Below are 16,352 nucleotides of genomic sequence, written 5' to 3'. Positions count from 1 at the left end.
AGGATGGACGTATGCCGGGCAACCTCAGCGTCGACGACCTGAACGCCGCGATCTCGGCGGGCGAGATCGACACCGTCATCGTCGGGTTCGCCGACGCGCAGGGCCGCCTGATCGGCAAGCGGGTATCGGCGCGGCTGTTCCAGGAGGAAGTGCTCCCGCACGGCGCGGAGGCCTGCAACTACCTGCTCTCGGTCGACGTCGACATGAACACGGTCGACGGCTACGCGATGTCGAGCTGGGACACGGGCTACGGCGACATGATGCTGCTGAGCGACACGGACACGCTGCGGCACGTGCCGTGGGTGCCGGGGAGCGCGCTGGTGATGGCGGACCTCGGCTGGGAGAACGGCGACCCGGTTGTGCAGTCGCCGCGGGAGATCCTCAAGCGCCAGCGTGCGCGCCTCGCCGACCGGGGGCTCGTCGCCTTCTCGGGCACCGAGCTCGAGTTCATCGTCTTCGACGACTCATATCGGGATGCCTGGGCCAAGGGCTATCGCGACCTCAAGACGTCCACCGACTACAACGTCGACTACGACCTGCTCGCGTCCGGGCGCCTGGAGCCGCTGCTGCGAGACATCCGCCTGAGCATGGACGGCGCGGGCCTCTACACGGAGGGCGTGAAGGGCGAGTGCAACCTGGGCCAGCAGGAGATCGCGTTCCGCTACGCCGAAGTGCTCGAGACCGCCGACCAGCACACCATCTACAAATACGGCGCCAAGTCCATCGCCGACGCGCACGGCAAGTCGATCACGTTCATGGCCAAGTTCAATGAGCGCGAGGGCAACAGCTGTCACATCCACCTGTCGCTGCGCTCCGACGACGGCGAGCCGGTCATGGCGGGCGACGGCGCCCACGGCTTCAGCCCGCTGATGGAGCACTGGATCGCCGGCGTGCTCGCCACGCTCCGCGAGTTCACGTTCCTGTACGCGCCGACGATCAACTCGTACAAGCGGTTCGCGCCCGGCTCGTTCGCCCCGACGGGGATCGCATGGGGAGTCGACAACCGCACGTGCGCACTGCGGGTCGTGGGCCACGGCTCCTCGCTGCGGGTCGAGAACCGCGTGCCGGGCGGAGACGTCAACCCGTACCTCGCGATCGCGGCGATCATCGCGGGCGGTCTGCACGGCGTCGTGCACGAGCTGCCGCTGCCCGACGCGCTCACCGGCAACGCTTACGCTGCCGGCGTGGACCACCTGCCGACCACCCTGCGCGAGGCGGCCCAGCTCTTCGACGAGTCCGCCATCGCCCGTGCCGCGTTCGGCGACGACGTGGTCGATCACTATCTGAACCAGGCGCGCATCGAGGTGGAGGCCTTCGACGCCGCCGTGACCGATTGGGAAAGGGTGCGTGGCTTTGAGCGGCTCTGATCTCGATACACCGCCTCCGGTGGCACTCGATCCGGCGGATCTCGATACACCGCCTCCGGTGGCACTCGATCCGGCGGATCTCGATACACCGCCTGCGGCGGCACTCGATCCGGCGGACCTCGCCGAGACGCGACGGCCGGTCATCGGCCTGACGACCTACCTGGAGCAGGCGAAGCAGGGCGTGTGGGACGTGCGCGCCGCATTCCTCCCGCAGCAGTACTTCGATGCGGTCACCGACTCCGGCGGGATCGCGGTGCTGCTCCCGCCGCAGCCGGGTCCGGATGCCGCGGCCGAGGCCGTGCTCGACGGCCTGGACGGACTCATCCTGACCGGCGGCATGGACGTGCAGCCCGAGCTGTACGGCGCGGAGCGGCATCCGCTCACCGATCCCGCGCGGCCGGAGCGCGACGAATGGGAGCTGGCGCTCTTCCGCGGCGCGGAGGAGCGGCGGATGCCCGTCCTCGCGATCTGCCGGGGCCTGCAGCTCGTCAACGTCGCGCGAGGCGGCACCCTGCACCAGCACCTTCCCGAGGCGATCGGCACCGAGCGCTACCGCATCGGGGGCGGCGTCTTCGCCACGAACGAGGTGACGGTCGACGCCGACTCGCGGCTCGCCGCGCTCGTCGGGGCCGGCGCGCTCGACGTGCACAGCTACCACCATCAGGGCGTCGACCGGCTGGGCGACGGGCTCGTCGTCACCGCGCGCACCGACGACGGCCTCGTGCAGGCGTTCGAGTCGGAGGGCGAGCAGTACCTCGTGGGCGTGCAGTGGCACCCCGAGGAGAACGCCGAGGATCGCCGACTGTTCGCGGGGCTCGTGGCCGAGGCATCCGAATATCGCGCAGCTTCTCAGGGGGTGTCGGCATGAGCGGCACGTTCACCGTCATCAACCCGGCGACGGCCCAGCCGATCCGCGAGATCGGCCGCGCCACCGTCGAGGATGTCGACGCCGTTGTGGCGCGGGCCGTCCGGGCACAGCGGACGTGGGCAGGCCTCGCGCCGGTCGCCCGTGCCGACGCGCTGCGCCGGTTCGCGCGGGTCGTCGAAGACCACGTCGAGGAGCTCGCGCAGCTCGAGGTGCTCAATTCGGGGCATCCGATCGAATCCGCTCGCTGGGAGGCGTCGCACGTCGCCCAGGTGCTCAACTTCTCCTCGGGGGCGCCGGAACGGCTGAGCGGCCTGCAGATTCCGGTCGCGGGCGGGCTCGACGTGACCTTCCACGAGCCGTACGGCGTGGTCGGGATCATCGTGCCGTGGAACTTCCCGATGACCATCGCGTCGTGGGGGTTCGCGCCGGCGCTCGCCGCGGGCAACGCCGTCGTGATCAAGCCCGCCGAGCTGACCCCGCTGACGGCGATGCGCCTCGGCGATCTCGCGCTCGAGGCCGGGCTGCCCGACGGTCTGTTCACGGTGGTGACCGGGTCGGGATCGGTGGTCGGCCAGCGGTTCGTCTCGCATCCGGATGTGCGGAAGGTCGTGTTCACCGGCTCGACGGAGGTGGGGACGGATGTCGCGGCCGGATGCGCCCGCAACCTCAAGCCCGTCACGCTCGAGCTCGGCGGCAAGAGCGCCAACATCGTGTTCGACGACGCCGACCTCGAGCTCGCCGCCGCGTCGGCGCCCGGTGCGGTGTTCGACAACGCCGGGCAGGACTGCTGCGCACGCAGCCGGATCCTCGTGCAGCGGTCGGTCTACGACCGGTTCCTCGAGCTGCTCGAGCCCGCCGTGGCCGAGTGGAAGGTCGGCGATCCGGCGCTCGAGTCCACGCAGATGGGGCCGCTGATCTCGGCATCCCACCGTTCCACCGTCGCGTCGTTCCTCGACGACGCGGATGTCGCGTTCCGCGGCTCGGCTCCCGAGGGCGACGGATTCTGGTTCGCGCCGACGGTCGTGCTCGCCCAGCCGAGCGATCGCCTCGCGCAGGAGGAGGTCTTCGGTCCGGTCGTCGCGGTGCTGCCGTTCGACGACGAGGCTGACGGCATCCGCCTCGCCAACGACACCGCGTACGGTCTTGCGGGATCGATCTGGACCGAGAACCTCGGCCGCGCCGTGAGGGTCTCGCGCGCCGTGAAGAGCGGCGTGCTGTCGGTGAACTCCCACTCCTCGGTGCGGTACTCGACGCCCTTCGGGGGCATGAAGGCCTCGGGGCTCGGCCGCGAGCTCGGGCCCGACGCCGCCGAGCACTTCACCGAGACGAAGAACGTCTTCTTCGCGACGGATGCCTCGTGACCGGCACCAGGCCATCGAGCGAGCTGACCGCGACGAAACGCCCCGCACGAACGGAGAACCCATGACCATCGATCTCACCCAGCGCCTGAAGGACCGGGTCGCGATCATCACCGGGGGCGCGTCCGGGATCGGGCTCGCGACGGCGCGCCGCTTCGCCGCCGAAGGCGCGCGCGTGGTCATCGCGGACCTCGATGCGGCGTCGGGCGAGGCCGCGGCGGCCGAGGTCGGGGGCGCGTATCGACACGTGAATGTGGCGGACGAGGCATCCGTCAACGAGCTTTTCGACGGCGTCGCGGCCGACTTCGGCAGGCTCGACATCGCCTTCAACAACGCCGGGATCTCGCCCGCCGACGACGACTCGATCGAGACGACGGAGCTGCCGGCGTGGGATCGCGTGCAGGACGTCAACCTCAAGAGCGTGTACCTCTGCTCGCGGGCGGCGCTGCGGCACATGGTGCCCGCGGGGAAGGGCTCGATCATCAACACCGCGTCGTTCGTCGCGCTGCTCGGGTCGGCGACCTCGCAGATCTCGTACACCGCGTCGAAGGGCGGCGTGCTCGCGATGACGCGCGAGCTCGGCGTGCAGTTCGCGCGGCAGGGCGTGCGCGTGAACGCCCTGTGCCCCGGGCCGGTGAACACGCCTTTGCTGCAGGAGCTCTTCGCCAAGGATCCCGAGCGCGCGCAGCGCCGGCTCGTGCACGTGCCCATGGGCCGGTTCGCCGAGCCCGAGGAACTCGCGGCCTCGGTCGCCTTCCTCGCCTCGGACGACGCGTCCTTCATCACCGCCACTGCCTTCGTCGTCGACGGGGGCATCACCAACGCGTACGTGACGCCGCTGTGAGGGAGAGGTCGTTGAGCGAGCGCAGCGAGACGAGACGCCCCCGGCTTCCTCGTCGGGCCGGGGACTTTCGTCTCGGTCACTGCGCTCCCTCGCTCAACGAACGGGCAACGGGGTGGGGCCGGCCATGACCGAGACGCCGCTGCGGGAGGTGCGACGGGCCGTCTACCGGCCGGTGCGCGAGGGCAACGCCCTCGAGGACACCGTCGCGCGCCTGGTGCAGACCATCCGTCTCGGCGTCGTCGCGCCGGGTGAGTCACTCCCGGCCGAACGCGAGCTCGCGACGCTGTATGCGGTGAGCCGCGACACCGTGCGCGAGGCCATCCGCGAGCTCGCCGACACCGGATACCTCGTCCGGCGTCGCGGGCGCTACGGCGGCACCTTCGTCGCCGACCCCCTGCCCCAGCCGCCGCATCCCGGAGTCGTCGACCCCGCACAGCTCGACGACGTGCTCGGGCTCCGGCGCGTTCTCGAGGCGGGCGCGGCGCGGGCCGCGGCATCCCGCTCCCTCGATGCCGCGCAGCGCGACGAGCTGTGGGCGCGGTACGAGGCGGTCTCGGGCGCATCCGCCACCGACTACCGTCGGCTCGACACGCTGCTTCATCTGGTGATCGCCGAAGTCGCCGGCATCCCGTCGCTCGTGGCGCTCGCCGCTGAGAACCGGGCCCAGGTGAACGGCTGGCTCGACACGTTCCCGCTCCTGCCGCGCAACATCGAGCACGCCAACGCCCAGCACGAGCACATCGTCACCGCGATCCTGGCAGGGCGAGCGGATGCCGCGGAGGCCGCAGTCCTCGACCATCTCGCCGGCACCGAGGCCCTGCTGCGCGGCTTCCTCGCCTGAGCCGGTCTCGTGCGGGGCTCGCCTGTCGCATTCGGTGGGTCGCATCGACGTTTCGTGACAGGCGAGCGGGGTTGCGGTGCCCGGTGCGGGGTCAGGCCACAGGGTTCCCCTGTCGTATTAGGTGGGTCGCATCGACGTTTCGTGACAGGGGAGCGGGGAAGGAGGGCGCGCATGGCGCCGTCTACGCTGGACGGGTGGCAGGAAAGAAGCGCGCGAAGAAGACGGAGCCCCTCGAGTTCCGGAACACCCAGCTGAGCGACGCGCTGCAGACCCAGGACATGGCCGCCGTCGCCTTCGCGCTGCGGCACGGGCCCACGGTGGTGCCGCTCATGCGTCCGGGCCAGCGCGACAACCCGCTCGACGTCGGCGAGGTCTGGACCTACCGCGACCCGCGGACCGGCGACATCGCGCTCCTGCTCTTCAGCGACGCGGCGAACAAGCCCGAGACCCTGCCGCCGAATGTCGCGCTGCAGTCCCCCGCCTGGCTGCGCGCCTTCCTCGGCACGTACGAGGCGGAGATCACCACGGTGTTCTTCGACATCGCGGGGCCGCACCCGCTTCAGGCATCGCCGACGGACCTCCTCGCCGCGCTCGACGCCTAGAACTCGGGGACGTCCGCCCCGCGCACCGGGCGCAGCCGGGTGCGGACGTCGTTCAGAGCACCGCGCAGCGTGCCGGACCGGTTGTCGATGACGTCGGTGTAGCCGAGTCGTGCGGCCTCGGACCGCCGCTGCGCGGCCTGGGTCACGGGACGCACCTCGCCCGCGAGGCTGAGCTCGCCGACGGCGGCGAGCGTCTTCGGCGCGGACTCGTTGTTCACGGCGCCCGCGACGGCGACCGCGATCGCGAGGTCGGCCGCCGGCTCGGTGAAGCGCACGCCGCCGACGGTGGAGACGTACACGTCCTTGTCGCTCGTCTTGACGCCGCCCCGCTTCTCGAGGACGGCGAGCACCATCGCCACGCGGGCGGCGTCGACGCCGTTCACGATGCGCCGCGGGTTGGGGCTCGTCGCGGTGATCGTCAGCGCCTGCACCTCGACGGGCATCGCGCGGCGCCCCTCAAGGGCGATCGCGACGCACGTGCCGGGCTCGGGCGAGCCGTGGCCGAGGAACAGCGCGCTCGGGTCGGGCACCTCGGCGATGCCAGCGCCGGTCATGTCGAAGCATCCGACCTCGTCCGTCGGCCCGAAGCGGTTCTTGAGCGCCCGCACGAACCGCAGGGAAGTCTGCCGATCGCCCTCGAAGTGGCACACGACGTCGACCAGGTGCTCGAGGATGCGCGGACCCGCGATGGACCCGTCTTTCGTCACGTGCCCGACGATGATCACCGGCAGCCCGCGCTCTTTGGCGACGCGGATGAGCGTCGACGCGACCTCGCGCACCTGCGAGGGGTGGCCGGCCATGCCTTCGGACAGCGACGACGCGACAGTCTGCACCGAGTCGACGATCAGGAGCTCGGGACGCACCTCGTCGACGTGTCCGAGGATCGTGGCGAGATCGGTCTCGCTCGCGAGGTAGAGCTCGTCGTGCAGCGCGCCGGTGCGCTCGGCCCGCAGCCGCACCTGCGCCGTGGACTCTTCCGCCGAGGCGTAGAGCACCCGGCGCCCGGCCTTCGCCGACTGCGCCGCGACCTCGAGCAGCAGCGTGGACTTGCCGACACCGGGCTCGCCCGACAGCAGGATGGCCGCGCCGGGCACGACCCCGCCGCCGAGGACGCGGTCGAACTCGCCGACTCCGCTCGTGCGCCGGGGGGCGTCGGCGGTGTCGATGTGCGTGATGGGCCGCGCCGCCCGGCCTGCACCGGGCGCGACCGGCGTGACCGAGCGCAGGAGTCCGGTGGGCTCGGATGCCTCGACCACGGTGCCCCACTGCTGGCACTCGCCGCAGCGGCCGACCCACTTGATCGTCGTCCACCCGCACTCGGTGCAGCGATACGGCGCGGTCTGCGTGGGTCGTCGGGTGGCGGCCATGGGCTTCAGCGTACGTCGGGGTCGCGACATCGCTCCCAGGCGCGGCGTAGGGTGACCGCATGCGGGTGGATGCGGCATCCCGGTTCATCGCGGCCGAGCCCGACGACGTCTTCCGTGCGTTCGTCGACCCCGGCGCCATGCTCGCGTGGCTGCCGCCGGACGGCATGACCGGAAGGTTCGAGCACTTCGACGCGCAGACCGGCTACCGGATGGTGCTGACGTACGACGAGCCGCCCGAGGGCGGCGGCAAGGCGACGGAGGAGTCGGATGTCGCGGACGTGCGCCGCATCGCCGTCGACGCCTGCGCGCTCATCGTCGAGGAGATCGACTTCCCCTCCGACGATCCGGCGTATCGCGGCACCATGACCATGACGTGGACCTTCACCGAGGGCGACGGCGGAACCCACGTCCAGGTCGAGGCGTCCGGCGCGCCGTCCGGGATCGACCCCGACGACCACGCCGTCGGCCTGGCATCGTCGCTGAGCAACCTGGCGCGGCTCGTCGAGGGCGGGGGCCGCGGCATCCGCTGATCTTGGCGAAATCGCCCGACTCAGCGCTCGGGTGACACGAATGCCGCACCGAGGGCGGCCATCGTCTGCCGGCGCTCCTCGAGCCGGCGGTGGAGCTCGCGCTGTGCATGCTCCACCATGGCCGCATCCAGGGGCACGCGAGCGGTGTGCGGGACGCCGTGGTGGTCGCGGATGTACGCCTCGAGCGCGGGACCCGACTCCCACGACGTGATGAGGCTGTAGCGCGGGGCATCGCCGCGGTGCCACACGGCGTGCCAGAAGCGCTGCGTGTCGACGATCACGCGCGAGCCGGCGGGCAGCGGGATCCGCAGCTCGGTCGACGGATCGAAGCGGTCGCGGCGCAGGAGCAGCAGTGAGTCGGAGTCGTCGGTCAGATTGAAGAACGCGCGCACGACCCACCCGGTGCCTTCGGGGTTGAGGCGGTTGTTGTCGTCCTGATGGAGGTTGTACACGGCATCGGCGTACTCGTTGCGCTGCAGCTCGACCACCCGGCAGCGCCCCACTCCGGCGCCGGGCTCCTGTGCGCGACGCACGAGGTGCGCAGCCCGCTCGACCTGCGAGGCGATCCACACACCGTCCTTGTCTGGACGCGGCGGCGTGTGATTCCAGAAGCCGTTGCACTCGATCTCGCCGGCGTAGCTCGTGAGGGGTGCGAAGCGGGTGACGCCCGATGAGCGCCAGACGGTGTACTCGAGGTCGAGCCACTCCTCGGGGTCGCGCGACTGGTCGTAGGGGTCGAGCACGACGAAGCCGGTCTCGTCGAGAGCCGGAACGGTGATGTGGTCGATCATCGGCCTCAGCTCCGAAGCGAGTCGGCCACCTCGCGCAGTGCGGCGGCGGAGCGGTGGAACAGGTCGAGCTCGTTCGGTGCGAACTGCGTCTCGCGCACCGGCACGGCCCCCGCCGCGCTGACGACGGACGGCACGGAGAGCGCGACGCCGTCGACGCCGTGGAAGTCCTGCAGAACCGGTGAGACCGGCATGACCGCGTGCTCGTCGTGGAGGATCGCCTCGATGATCCGCGCGCTCGACAGGCCGATGGCGTAGTTGGTCGCGCCCTTGCCCTGGATGACCTTGTAGGCCGCGTCGCGCACGTCGACGGCGATCTGGTCGAGCTCCTCGGCGGTCATGCGGTCGCCCGCCGGCGTGACCCAGTCGAGGATCGGGACGGTGCCGATGGTCGCCCGCGACCACAGCGGGAACTCCGTGTCGCCGTGCTCGCCGACGATGTAGGCGTGCACGCTGCCGGTCGAGACGCCGGCGCGCTCGGCAAGCTTCCAGCGCAGGCGCGAGGTGTCGAGTACCGTTCCGGAGGCGAAGATGCGCTCGGGCGGCAGCCCGGTCTGCTCCTGTGCGAGGACGGTGAGCACGTCGCACGGATTGGTGACGATGACGTAGATCGCCTCGGGGGCCGCCTCGAGCAGCTGCGGCATCATCGACTTCATGATCCGGGCGTTGACCCCCGCGAGCTCGATGCGCGTCTGGCCGGGGTTCTGCTTCGCGCCGGCGGTGATCACGACGACATGGGAGCCCTCGACGACCGAGAGGTCGCTTCCGCCGATGATGTCGCTCGATCCGGTGAACTGGGTGCCGTGGGCGAGATCGAGTACCTCGGCTTCCGCCTTCTCCGTCGCGATGTCGTAGAGCGCGACGTGCCGCGCCGATCCGCGGATGAGCGCCGCATACGCGGCGCTCGAGCCGACGCTGCCGGCGCCGACGATGGTGACTTTCGAGTTCTCGATGACGGCCATGCCGCCAGTCTTGCAGGGGCGGGATGCCGCGTACCAGCCGCCGGCCGTGTCAATACGGCAGCACGTTGAGCGGCGTCATCTGGCCGACGGCGATCTCGACGGACGTCGACGCACCTCCCGACATCTCGTACACGTACGTGCCGGTGATGCTCTCACCCTCGTCGAGCGCGCCGGTCGGAGGGGCCGGGTCGACGCCCAGTTCGGGAGAGGGGTCTCCGTTGGTCGTCTGCGAGCCGCCGAGAACGACGTGCACATCGGATGCCTCGCCCGGGCCTCCCGCCGAGCGGGTGATGGTCACGGTCGCGGTCATGTAGACGTTGCCCGCCGCCGGCACGGCGTCGGGATTCGCGGCCATGACGGCATCCGTCGCGTCTTTGCTCACCGCATCCACCACGACGGTGAAGCACTCCACCACGACGGGATCGCCCAGCGAGAAGGGATCGTCGACGGCACCGGTGGGGGCGTCGGCCGGAGGCGCGAGGCAGTCCGCGGCCGGCGTGGAGGGCGTCGAGGGACTCGACTCGGTCTGCGCGGTGTCGGGTTCAGCCGAGGCGCCGGCACTGCAGCCGGCAACCAGGAGCGACGTCCCCAGAAGCATCGCGAGTGCGAGCCGCCGTGCAATCGGGCGGTTCATGCGCACAGCATGGCACCGCCCGGTAGCGAAGGGAAGATGCTCGGCCGTCAGGTGGCGTTCGTGGCCGCCTGATCGTCTTCGGCGACGATTTCGGGGTTGCGGATTCCCGCCCATGACACCAGGCCGCCCGCGATCATCATGGCCGCGGTCACGATGGCTGCCCGATGGAAGCCTTCGAGGTCGAGCTCGCCGCCGACGATCGCGGCGAGCATGGCGATGGTCACGAGACCGGCGACGCGGGCGACGGCGTTGTTCACCGCCGAGGCGATACCGGAGCGATCGGTGTCGATTGCACCGAGGATCGCCGTGGTGAGCGGCGAGACCGTGAGCGCGAGCCCGAGGCCCATCAGGATCATGCTGGGCAGCACCTGCCACCAGTAGTCGAAGGCCTCCGTCACCGTGAGCAGCAGCAGCGCGCCGGCGCCCATGGTGATGGGACCGACGGTCATGAAGATGCGCGGACCCCATTTGCCGGCGAGCCCGCCGACCCGCGAGCTGAGCAGGATCAGCAGGATCGTCACCGGCAGGCTCGCGAGCCCGGCGAGCGTGGCCGGAAGGCCGGCGCCCTGCTGCAGGTAGACCACGACGACGAAGCCGTTCAGCGCGAGCGCACCGTAGATGAAGGTGGTCGCGACGTTGCCGGTCCAGAAGTTGCGCACGCGGAAGAGATCGAGGGGAAGCACCGGATGCCTCGTGAAGCGCTGCCGGATGATGAAGGTCGCGAAGAGTCCGGCGCCGACGACGAGCGGCAGCCAGATGGCCGGAGAGGTCCACCCCAGCCTGGGCTGCTCGATGAGCGCGAACACCATGAGGCCCAGGCCGAAGGTGCACAGGGCTGCGCTGAGCCAGTCGATCGAGGCATCCGCTCGTCTGGTGTCTTTCACGCCAGCCCGCGTGAGCAGCCACAGGGTGACTGCGATGGGGACGACGTTGATGAGGAACACGAGACGCCACGAGAGGAAGTCGACGAAGAGCCCGCCGAGGATGGGGCCGGCGATCATCGCAGTCGTGGTCATCGCCGTCCAGATGCCGATGGCGCGGCCCTGCGCGGCGCCGCGGAACGTCGACGTGATGAGGGCGAGCGAGCTCGGGACGAGGAAGGCACCCGCAGCCCCCTGCAGCGCCCGGGCGATGATGAGGAACTCGGCGGTCGGCGCGAAGGCGATCGCGACGCTGGTGATGCCGAAGCCGATCAGGCCGATGCGCATGACGAAGGCGCGGCCGTAGGCGTCGCTGACCGAGCCGGCCACGAGGATGAGGGCGCCGAGCGTGATTAGGTAGGCGTCGACGACCCACTGCTGCGTGGTGAGCCCGCCTCCGAGTTCGTCGCTGATGGCGGGCAGCGCAACGTTGACCACGGTGCCGTCGAGGAAGGCGACGAACGACGCCAGCACCGCGATCGCGAGGATGGCGCGCTCGCGGCCGGTCATGGTCTGAGGCATGCGGCCAACCTATCCCCGGGGGCGGACGTGCGGGGCTGAGGCGGTGGGATCGGGCGTGCGGGGGCGGTTCTGCGCCGATTGGCGGCTCAGCGCCGCGTGACGTAAACTCGTCGGCGGTGACGTGTCCGAGCGGCCGAAGGTGCAACTCTCGAAAAGTTGTGTAGGGTAACCCCCTACCGTGGGTTCAAATCCCACCGTCACCGCCACTTTTATCCCAGATCAGCGTCACATTTCGTGGCGCTGATCTGCGTTTGGGAAAGGATCTGGGAAAGGCCGGTCGGCGTGTCGGTTACCCCCCTTCTTTCCCACAACGGCGCTAGCCACCCTGGAATGACCGCCGCATCCGCGTGATTCCGCGGATCCGGCGGCTACTTGCGGTGGGAATGTGACTCACGGTCAGTAGCCCCCGGTGACGCAGGCCAGGTACCGCGTAGAGCGCGTCCCGTCGACCCCTAGGAGTCGCAAGATCGACGCCGGATGATAGGTCGAGGGTGACCGCGATGAGGGGATACAGATGAACGACAGCCGGAGCGGAAGTGGGGAGCGGCGAGTCCTCGACATCATGACCGTGTTCGTGCTCTCGATCACGGCGGTGCTGACGGCGTGGTGCGGGTTCGAGGCATCCAAGTGGGGCGGCGAGATGTCGATCGCGTTCAGCCAGGCATCGAGCGCGAGAATTCAGGGGGAGTCGGCGGAGGGGAGGGCACGCGACGCGCGACTGTACGACCTCAGCATCTACACCGAGTGGGTTCTTGCCGAGGCCGACGGGCGAGACGAGCTCGTCTCTTTCATCGAGGAACGTTTCTCCCCGGAGTTCCGCACTGCTTTTGATGCCTGGGATGCCGGTGGCCGTGTCGAGCAGGGACCGTTGGCGATGCCCGAGTATGTGCCGCCCGGCACCGTGGAAGCGGCCGACTTCAGCGAACGCGCGGATGCGAAGTTCCAGGAAGCGTTGGACAACAATCAGCGCGGTGACAACTACTCACTTCTCACCGTGCTCTTCGCACTGGTGCTGTTCCTGACCGCGATGTCCCAACGGGAACTCACACCGTGGATGCGGCGCGTGCTCCTCGGGATGGGAATCGCTGTCGGAGTGACCTGTGTCATCGTCATGCTGACCTTCCCCATCAAACTCTGACCGGCAGGGTGAAGATCGTGATCCCCGACGACTTCGGTCACGGCTGGTCCTCTCGGCCGGCTGCCTCGACGAGTGCGGCCAGGGCGGTGCGGTTGGTGTCGAAGATGGGTTGCCGGTCGAGCAGTCCGAGCTCGGCGAGCCGGCTGCGGACCGCAGGTCGCATGCGGCTGAACGCGAGCGCGACATCATTGTCGATGAGCCAGTGCTGCAGGGTCTCGAAGGATTCGGCGCCGGTGACGTCGATGTCGGTCACCGCCTCCATGTCGAGGACGAGGTGACGCACGGGCGGGCCGTCGACCGACGTGATGGCGCTCTGCACGGCGGCGGTGAAGACGCTCGCATTCGCGAAGAACAACGGCGCTGCCAGACGGATCACGACCACTCCGGGTGCGGTCGTCGTTCCCGCGGGAGCCTCTTCGAGGAGCGATTCGCCCGGGTCGCCGTCGGACTGCAGGACGTCGATGGCGGGGTTCGCGGCACGCTTGGCGAGGTTGATGAGGGCGAGCACGAATGCGACGACGATGCCGGGGATGGCGCCGAAGAACAGCGTGACGAGGAAGCACGTGGCGCCCACGGCGCACTCGAACCGGTCCTTCTTCCACAGCTCGATGAAATCGCGGATGCCGAGTAGCGGGATGATCGCGACGGCCACGACAGCGCCGATGGCGGGCGAGGGGATGTCGGCGAGGAGAGCCGTGCCGAACAGCAGGAGCAGCAGGGTGCCGACGGCCAGGACGAGTGAGGGCAGCTGTGTGCGCGAGCCCGCCTGGTCCATGGCGGCCGTCCGGGAGGTCGATGCTCCGACGGCGAAGCTGCCCTGTGCGCCCGCGGCGATGTTGGCGACGCCGAAGGCGAAGAGGTCGCGATTGGCGCGGAACGGGTAGCGGCGGCGCTCAGAGTATGAGCGGGACACGAGAAGACCCTCGGCCGTGGTCACGAGCGTGAGGGCGATCGCCGACGGAATGAGTGCGAGCCACAGCGTCCAGTCGATGATCGGCCACGTGAAGACGGGCGGGCCGGCGGGCACCGCTCCGAGCACCGCGACGCCGAACTCGTCCAGGTGGACGACCATCACGAGGATCGTGCTGACGATCAGCACGACGAGCGCCCACGGCACGGCCGGAAGCCAGCGTCGACCGACGAGCAGGATGACAATCGATCCCACCGAGATGAGCAGCGACCACACGTTGGCGGTGCCGAGCCCGGTGACCAGACCGATCGTCTTGTCGACGAATTCGCTGCCCGAGTCGATGCTCACACCGAGCATCTTGGCGATCTGGCTGATCAGGATGTCGAACGCGAGCCCTCCCACGAATCCGACGAGGATCGGCTTGGAGAGGAAGTTCGCGAGAAAGCCCAGCTTGAAGACCGACAGCAGCACGAACATCACTCCGCAGATGATCGCCTGAGCCAGCGCGAGCGTCGCGTAGTCGGCCCTCCCGGCCGCCGCGAGCCCGCCGATCGACGACGCGACGAGGGCGGCGGCTGCGGCATCCGGCGACGCCACCACTTGCCGGGAGGACACCACCAGGACGTACACGACCGTCGGCACGATCAACGCGTACAGGCCGGCGGTGGCCGGCAGCCCGGCGATCTGCGCGTAGCCGATGTTCAACGGGATCGCGATGGCGAGCAGCGTGACACCCGCCAACAGCTCCGTCATCACGTTGCGACGGGTCAACCCGGACAGCGGCCGAGCCATCGTCATCCGTTCCAGAGCAGGGTTCTCAGCGGTGACGTCATGGAGTAACGATCGGGAATGCCTCATCACCGGGATCGAGGACGCCCAGCAGGCTGGAGAGCACCGCAGGGTCGCCGTCGGTTTCGATGTCATCGGACTCCAGGTCGCCGCCCAGGAGGGCGAGGAGGCGCATCTTCGTCAGCTTCAGTGTCAGTTCGACATCACCTTCACCGTCCTCGAGGTAGATGAGCACGCCGTTGCGGAGCGTGAGCAGGAACCGGCGTTGGAGGTCGGTGAGTTCGATGACCAGCGCGAGATCGAGATCCCACGCTGCCGGCCCGTCCACCTTGATGGCGATCGCGTCGAACAGCATCTCCGGGGTGAGCTGTGCGAGCAGCGAGGGCGCGTTCGTCTTCGTCGGTGTGCCGAAATTACTGCCGCGGAGTTCGGTCGCGCCTGAGAGGAAGAAGTTGCGCCAAGTCCCGTTCTCAGATCCATATGCGAGCTGCTCGAATGTGTCGGCCAGGAGCGCCCTGGCGGCGGCGTGACTCTCGTCGACGAACACCGCGTGGTCCAGCAGTGTCGCCGCCCACCGGTAGTCGCCCGCGTCGAAGGCCTGCTGCGCGATCTGGACTGTACGGTCGACGCCGCCGAGGGCATCGACGTAGCGCTGTGCGAGCTCGGTCGGCGGGTGTGGCCACAACCGTGCCGGGTTGCCGTCGAACCACCCGAGGTAGCGCTGCACGATCGCTTTCACGTTATGACTGACCGACCCGTAATAGCCACGGGCATGCCACGCTCGCTCCAGCGCCGGCGGCAGGACGAACACCTCCGCCGCTTCGACGCCCGTGTAGCCGCGATTGATGAGGCGGAGAGTCTGATCGTGCAGATACGCGTAGAGATCACGCTGAGTCGAGAGGAACTCGACGATCTGCTCTCGGCCCCACGTCGGCCAGTGATGCGACGCGAACACCACGTCCGTTCTGTCGCCGTAGCGGGCGATCGCCTCGGTGAGATACTGCGACCATCCGTGCGGGTCGCGGACGATCGCGCCGCGGAGCGTGAGCAGGTTGTGCAGAGTGTGGGTGGCATTCTCGGCCATGCACAGCGCGCGGAAACCCGGGAAGTAGAAGTGCATCTCGGAGGGCGCCTCAGTACCCGGCGCCATCTGGAATTCGATCTCCACACCGTCGATGGTGTGTGTCTCTCCGGTCGACTCGATCAGGAGCGTCGGCGCGATGAGCCCCACCTCACCGGTCGAGATCGTCTGTCCGAGGCCCGCGCCGACCTGTCCCTGCGGACCCCTCTCCAGTGCCGCACCGTACATGTAGGCGGCACGCCGGTTCATGGCCACGCCGGCATAGACGTTCTCTGAAACGGCGTGCTCCAGGAAGCCGGATGGCGCGATGATCTGGACGTCTCCGGCGTCGACCTCCGCCTGAGAGGTCACGCCGAAGATGCCGCCGAAGTGATCGGCATGGCTGTGGGTATGGATGACCGCGACGACTTTGCGGTCGCCACGGTGCTGGCGGTACAGGGCGAGCGCTGCTGCGGCGGGCTCGGTCGACAGCAGCGTGTCGATGACGATGATCCCGGTGTCGCCTTCGACGATCGTCATGTTCGACAGGTCGATCCCCCGCAGTTGGTAGATGCCCTCGACCACCTCGAACAGTCCCGCCCGTGCAGCGAGTGTCGACTGACGCCACAGGCTCGGATTGACCGTGTCGGGTGCCACGCCCTCGAGGAACGCATAACTGTCGTTATCCCAGACGACGACGCCCTCGCCGTTGTGGAGACGGTTCGGGCTCAGCTCGGCGATCAGGCCGCGCGATGTGTCGTCGAAATCTCGGGTGTCGTCGAACGGCAATGCGGACAACGCCGACTGCTGCTGTGCGCGGATGAACGACGAGGCGGGCTTGTGATCCATGGG

General features: G+C 69.2%; 15 protein-coding genes and 1 tRNA gene. 9 read left to right on the top strand and 7 right to left on the bottom strand.

The genetic code is table 11. From position 1 onward, the window contains the following. Positions 1-11 precede the first annotated feature (11 nt). From JX005_RS12560 to JX005_RS12535, 6 genes are all read left to right on the top strand, one after another. Positions 12-1,367, top strand: a complete 1,356-nt coding sequence (locus tag JX005_RS12560) for a glutamine synthetase family protein (RefSeq protein ID WP_214467891.1) — start codon at positions 12-14, stop codon at positions 1,365-1,367. A 142-nt stretch (positions 1,368-1,509) separates the two neighbouring features. Beyond that, positions 1,510-2,235: a gamma-glutamyl-gamma-aminobutyrate hydrolase family protein gene (locus JX005_RS12555; protein WP_307858592.1), complete on the top strand. Its 726-nt coding sequence runs from the start codon at positions 1,510-1,512 to the stop codon at positions 2,233-2,235. Beyond that, positions 2,232-3,596, top strand: coding sequence for an aldehyde dehydrogenase family protein (locus JX005_RS12550; RefSeq protein WP_214467890.1), 1,365 nt, complete (start codon positions 2,232-2,234; stop codon positions 3,594-3,596). The genes JX005_RS12555 and JX005_RS12550 overlap by 4 nt, the downstream gene beginning before the upstream one ends. Before the next feature lie 61 nt (positions 3,597-3,657). Beyond that, a complete protein-coding gene (locus JX005_RS12545) occupies positions 3,658-4,437 on the top strand; it encodes a 3-oxoacyl-ACP reductase (protein WP_214467889.1) in 780 nt (259 codons plus the stop codon). Between the two features lie 124 nt (positions 4,438-4,561). After that, positions 4,562-5,278 carry a FadR/GntR family transcriptional regulator gene (locus JX005_RS12540; protein WP_214467888.1) on the top strand — a complete coding sequence of 239 codons (717 nt, stop codon included), beginning with the start codon at positions 4,562-4,564 and terminating at the stop codon, positions 5,276-5,278. Positions 5,279-5,472: 194 nt separating this feature from the next. Continuing rightward, complete coding sequence (locus tag JX005_RS12535) at positions 5,473-5,880, top strand: dehydrogenase (RefSeq protein ID WP_214467887.1); 408 nt, start codon at positions 5,473-5,475, stop codon at positions 5,878-5,880. On the opposite strand, the gene radA is transcribed toward JX005_RS12535, so the two are convergent. Then, positions 5,877-7,247 (bottom strand): DNA repair protein RadA, encoded by a 1,371-nt coding sequence (gene radA, locus JX005_RS12530; RefSeq protein ID WP_214467886.1) that lies wholly within the window; start codon positions 7,245-7,247, stop codon positions 5,877-5,879. The two genes, JX005_RS12535 and radA, sit on opposite strands and share 4 nt — an antisense overlap. A 59-nt stretch (positions 7,248-7,306) precedes the next feature. Here radA and JX005_RS12525 point away from each other — a divergent pair, with 59 nt between their 5' ends. After that, positions 7,307-7,777: an SRPBCC domain-containing protein gene (locus JX005_RS12525; protein ID WP_214467885.1), complete on the top strand. Its 471-nt coding sequence runs from the start codon at positions 7,307-7,309 to the stop codon at positions 7,775-7,777. A 20-nt stretch (positions 7,778-7,797) separates the two neighbouring features. Here JX005_RS12525 and JX005_RS12520 read toward each other — a convergent pair whose 3' ends face one another. Genes JX005_RS12520 through JX005_RS12505 form a run of 4 tightly spaced genes read right to left on the bottom strand, consistent with a single transcriptional unit; the run spans position 7,798 to position 11,603 of the window. Continuing rightward, a complete protein-coding gene (locus tag JX005_RS12520) occupies positions 7,798-8,568 on the bottom strand; it encodes a hypothetical protein (protein WP_214467884.1) in 771 nt (256 codons plus the stop codon). Between the two features lie 5 nt (positions 8,569-8,573). Further along, on the bottom strand, positions 8,574-9,527 hold the full coding sequence (locus JX005_RS12515; RefSeq protein ID WP_214467883.1) for an L-lactate dehydrogenase: 954 nt from the start codon (positions 9,525-9,527) through the stop codon (positions 8,574-8,576). 49 nt (positions 9,528-9,576) lie between these two features. Next, positions 9,577-10,161, bottom strand: coding sequence for a hypothetical protein (locus JX005_RS12510; RefSeq protein ID WP_214467882.1), 585 nt, complete (start codon positions 10,159-10,161; stop codon positions 9,577-9,579). Positions 10,162-10,208: 47 nt separating this feature from the next. After that, positions 10,209-11,603: an MFS transporter gene (locus JX005_RS12505; RefSeq protein WP_214467881.1), complete on the bottom strand. Its 1,395-nt coding sequence runs from the start codon at positions 11,601-11,603 to the stop codon at positions 10,209-10,211. Positions 11,604-11,718: 115 nt separating this feature from the next. On the opposite strand from JX005_RS12505, the gene JX005_RS12500 reads away from it, so the two are divergent. Together JX005_RS12500 and JX005_RS12495 are read left to right on the top strand one after the other, a co-directional pair. Beyond that, a tRNA-Ser gene (locus tag JX005_RS12500) sits at positions 11,719-11,809 on the top strand. 368 nt (positions 11,810-12,177) lie between these two features. After that, entirely contained in the window at positions 12,178-12,741 is a 564-nt protein-coding gene (locus JX005_RS12495; RefSeq protein ID WP_307858578.1) for a hypothetical protein, read from the top strand. A 37-nt stretch (positions 12,742-12,778) separates the two neighbouring features. On the opposite strand, the gene JX005_RS12490 is transcribed toward JX005_RS12495, so the two are convergent. Together JX005_RS12490 and JX005_RS12485 are read right to left on the bottom strand one after the other, a co-directional pair. Beyond that, on the bottom strand, positions 12,779-14,449 hold the full coding sequence (locus tag JX005_RS12490) for a SulP family inorganic anion transporter (protein WP_246533935.1): 1,671 nt from the start codon (positions 14,447-14,449) through the stop codon (positions 12,779-12,781). Positions 14,450-14,480: 31 nt separating this feature from the next. After that, positions 14,481-16,349, bottom strand: coding sequence for an alkyl/aryl-sulfatase (locus tag JX005_RS12485; protein ID WP_214467879.1), 1,869 nt, complete (start codon positions 16,347-16,349; stop codon positions 14,481-14,483). Positions 16,350-16,352 lie beyond the last annotated feature (3 nt).

The sequence above is a fragment of the Microbacterium flavescens genome (genome assembly GCF_018588945.1).
In the GTDB taxonomy this organism is placed as follows: Bacteria; Actinomycetota; Actinomycetes; order Actinomycetales; family Microbacteriaceae; genus Microbacterium; species Microbacterium flavescens.
This window is presented reverse-complemented; position numbering and strand designations above follow the sequence as displayed.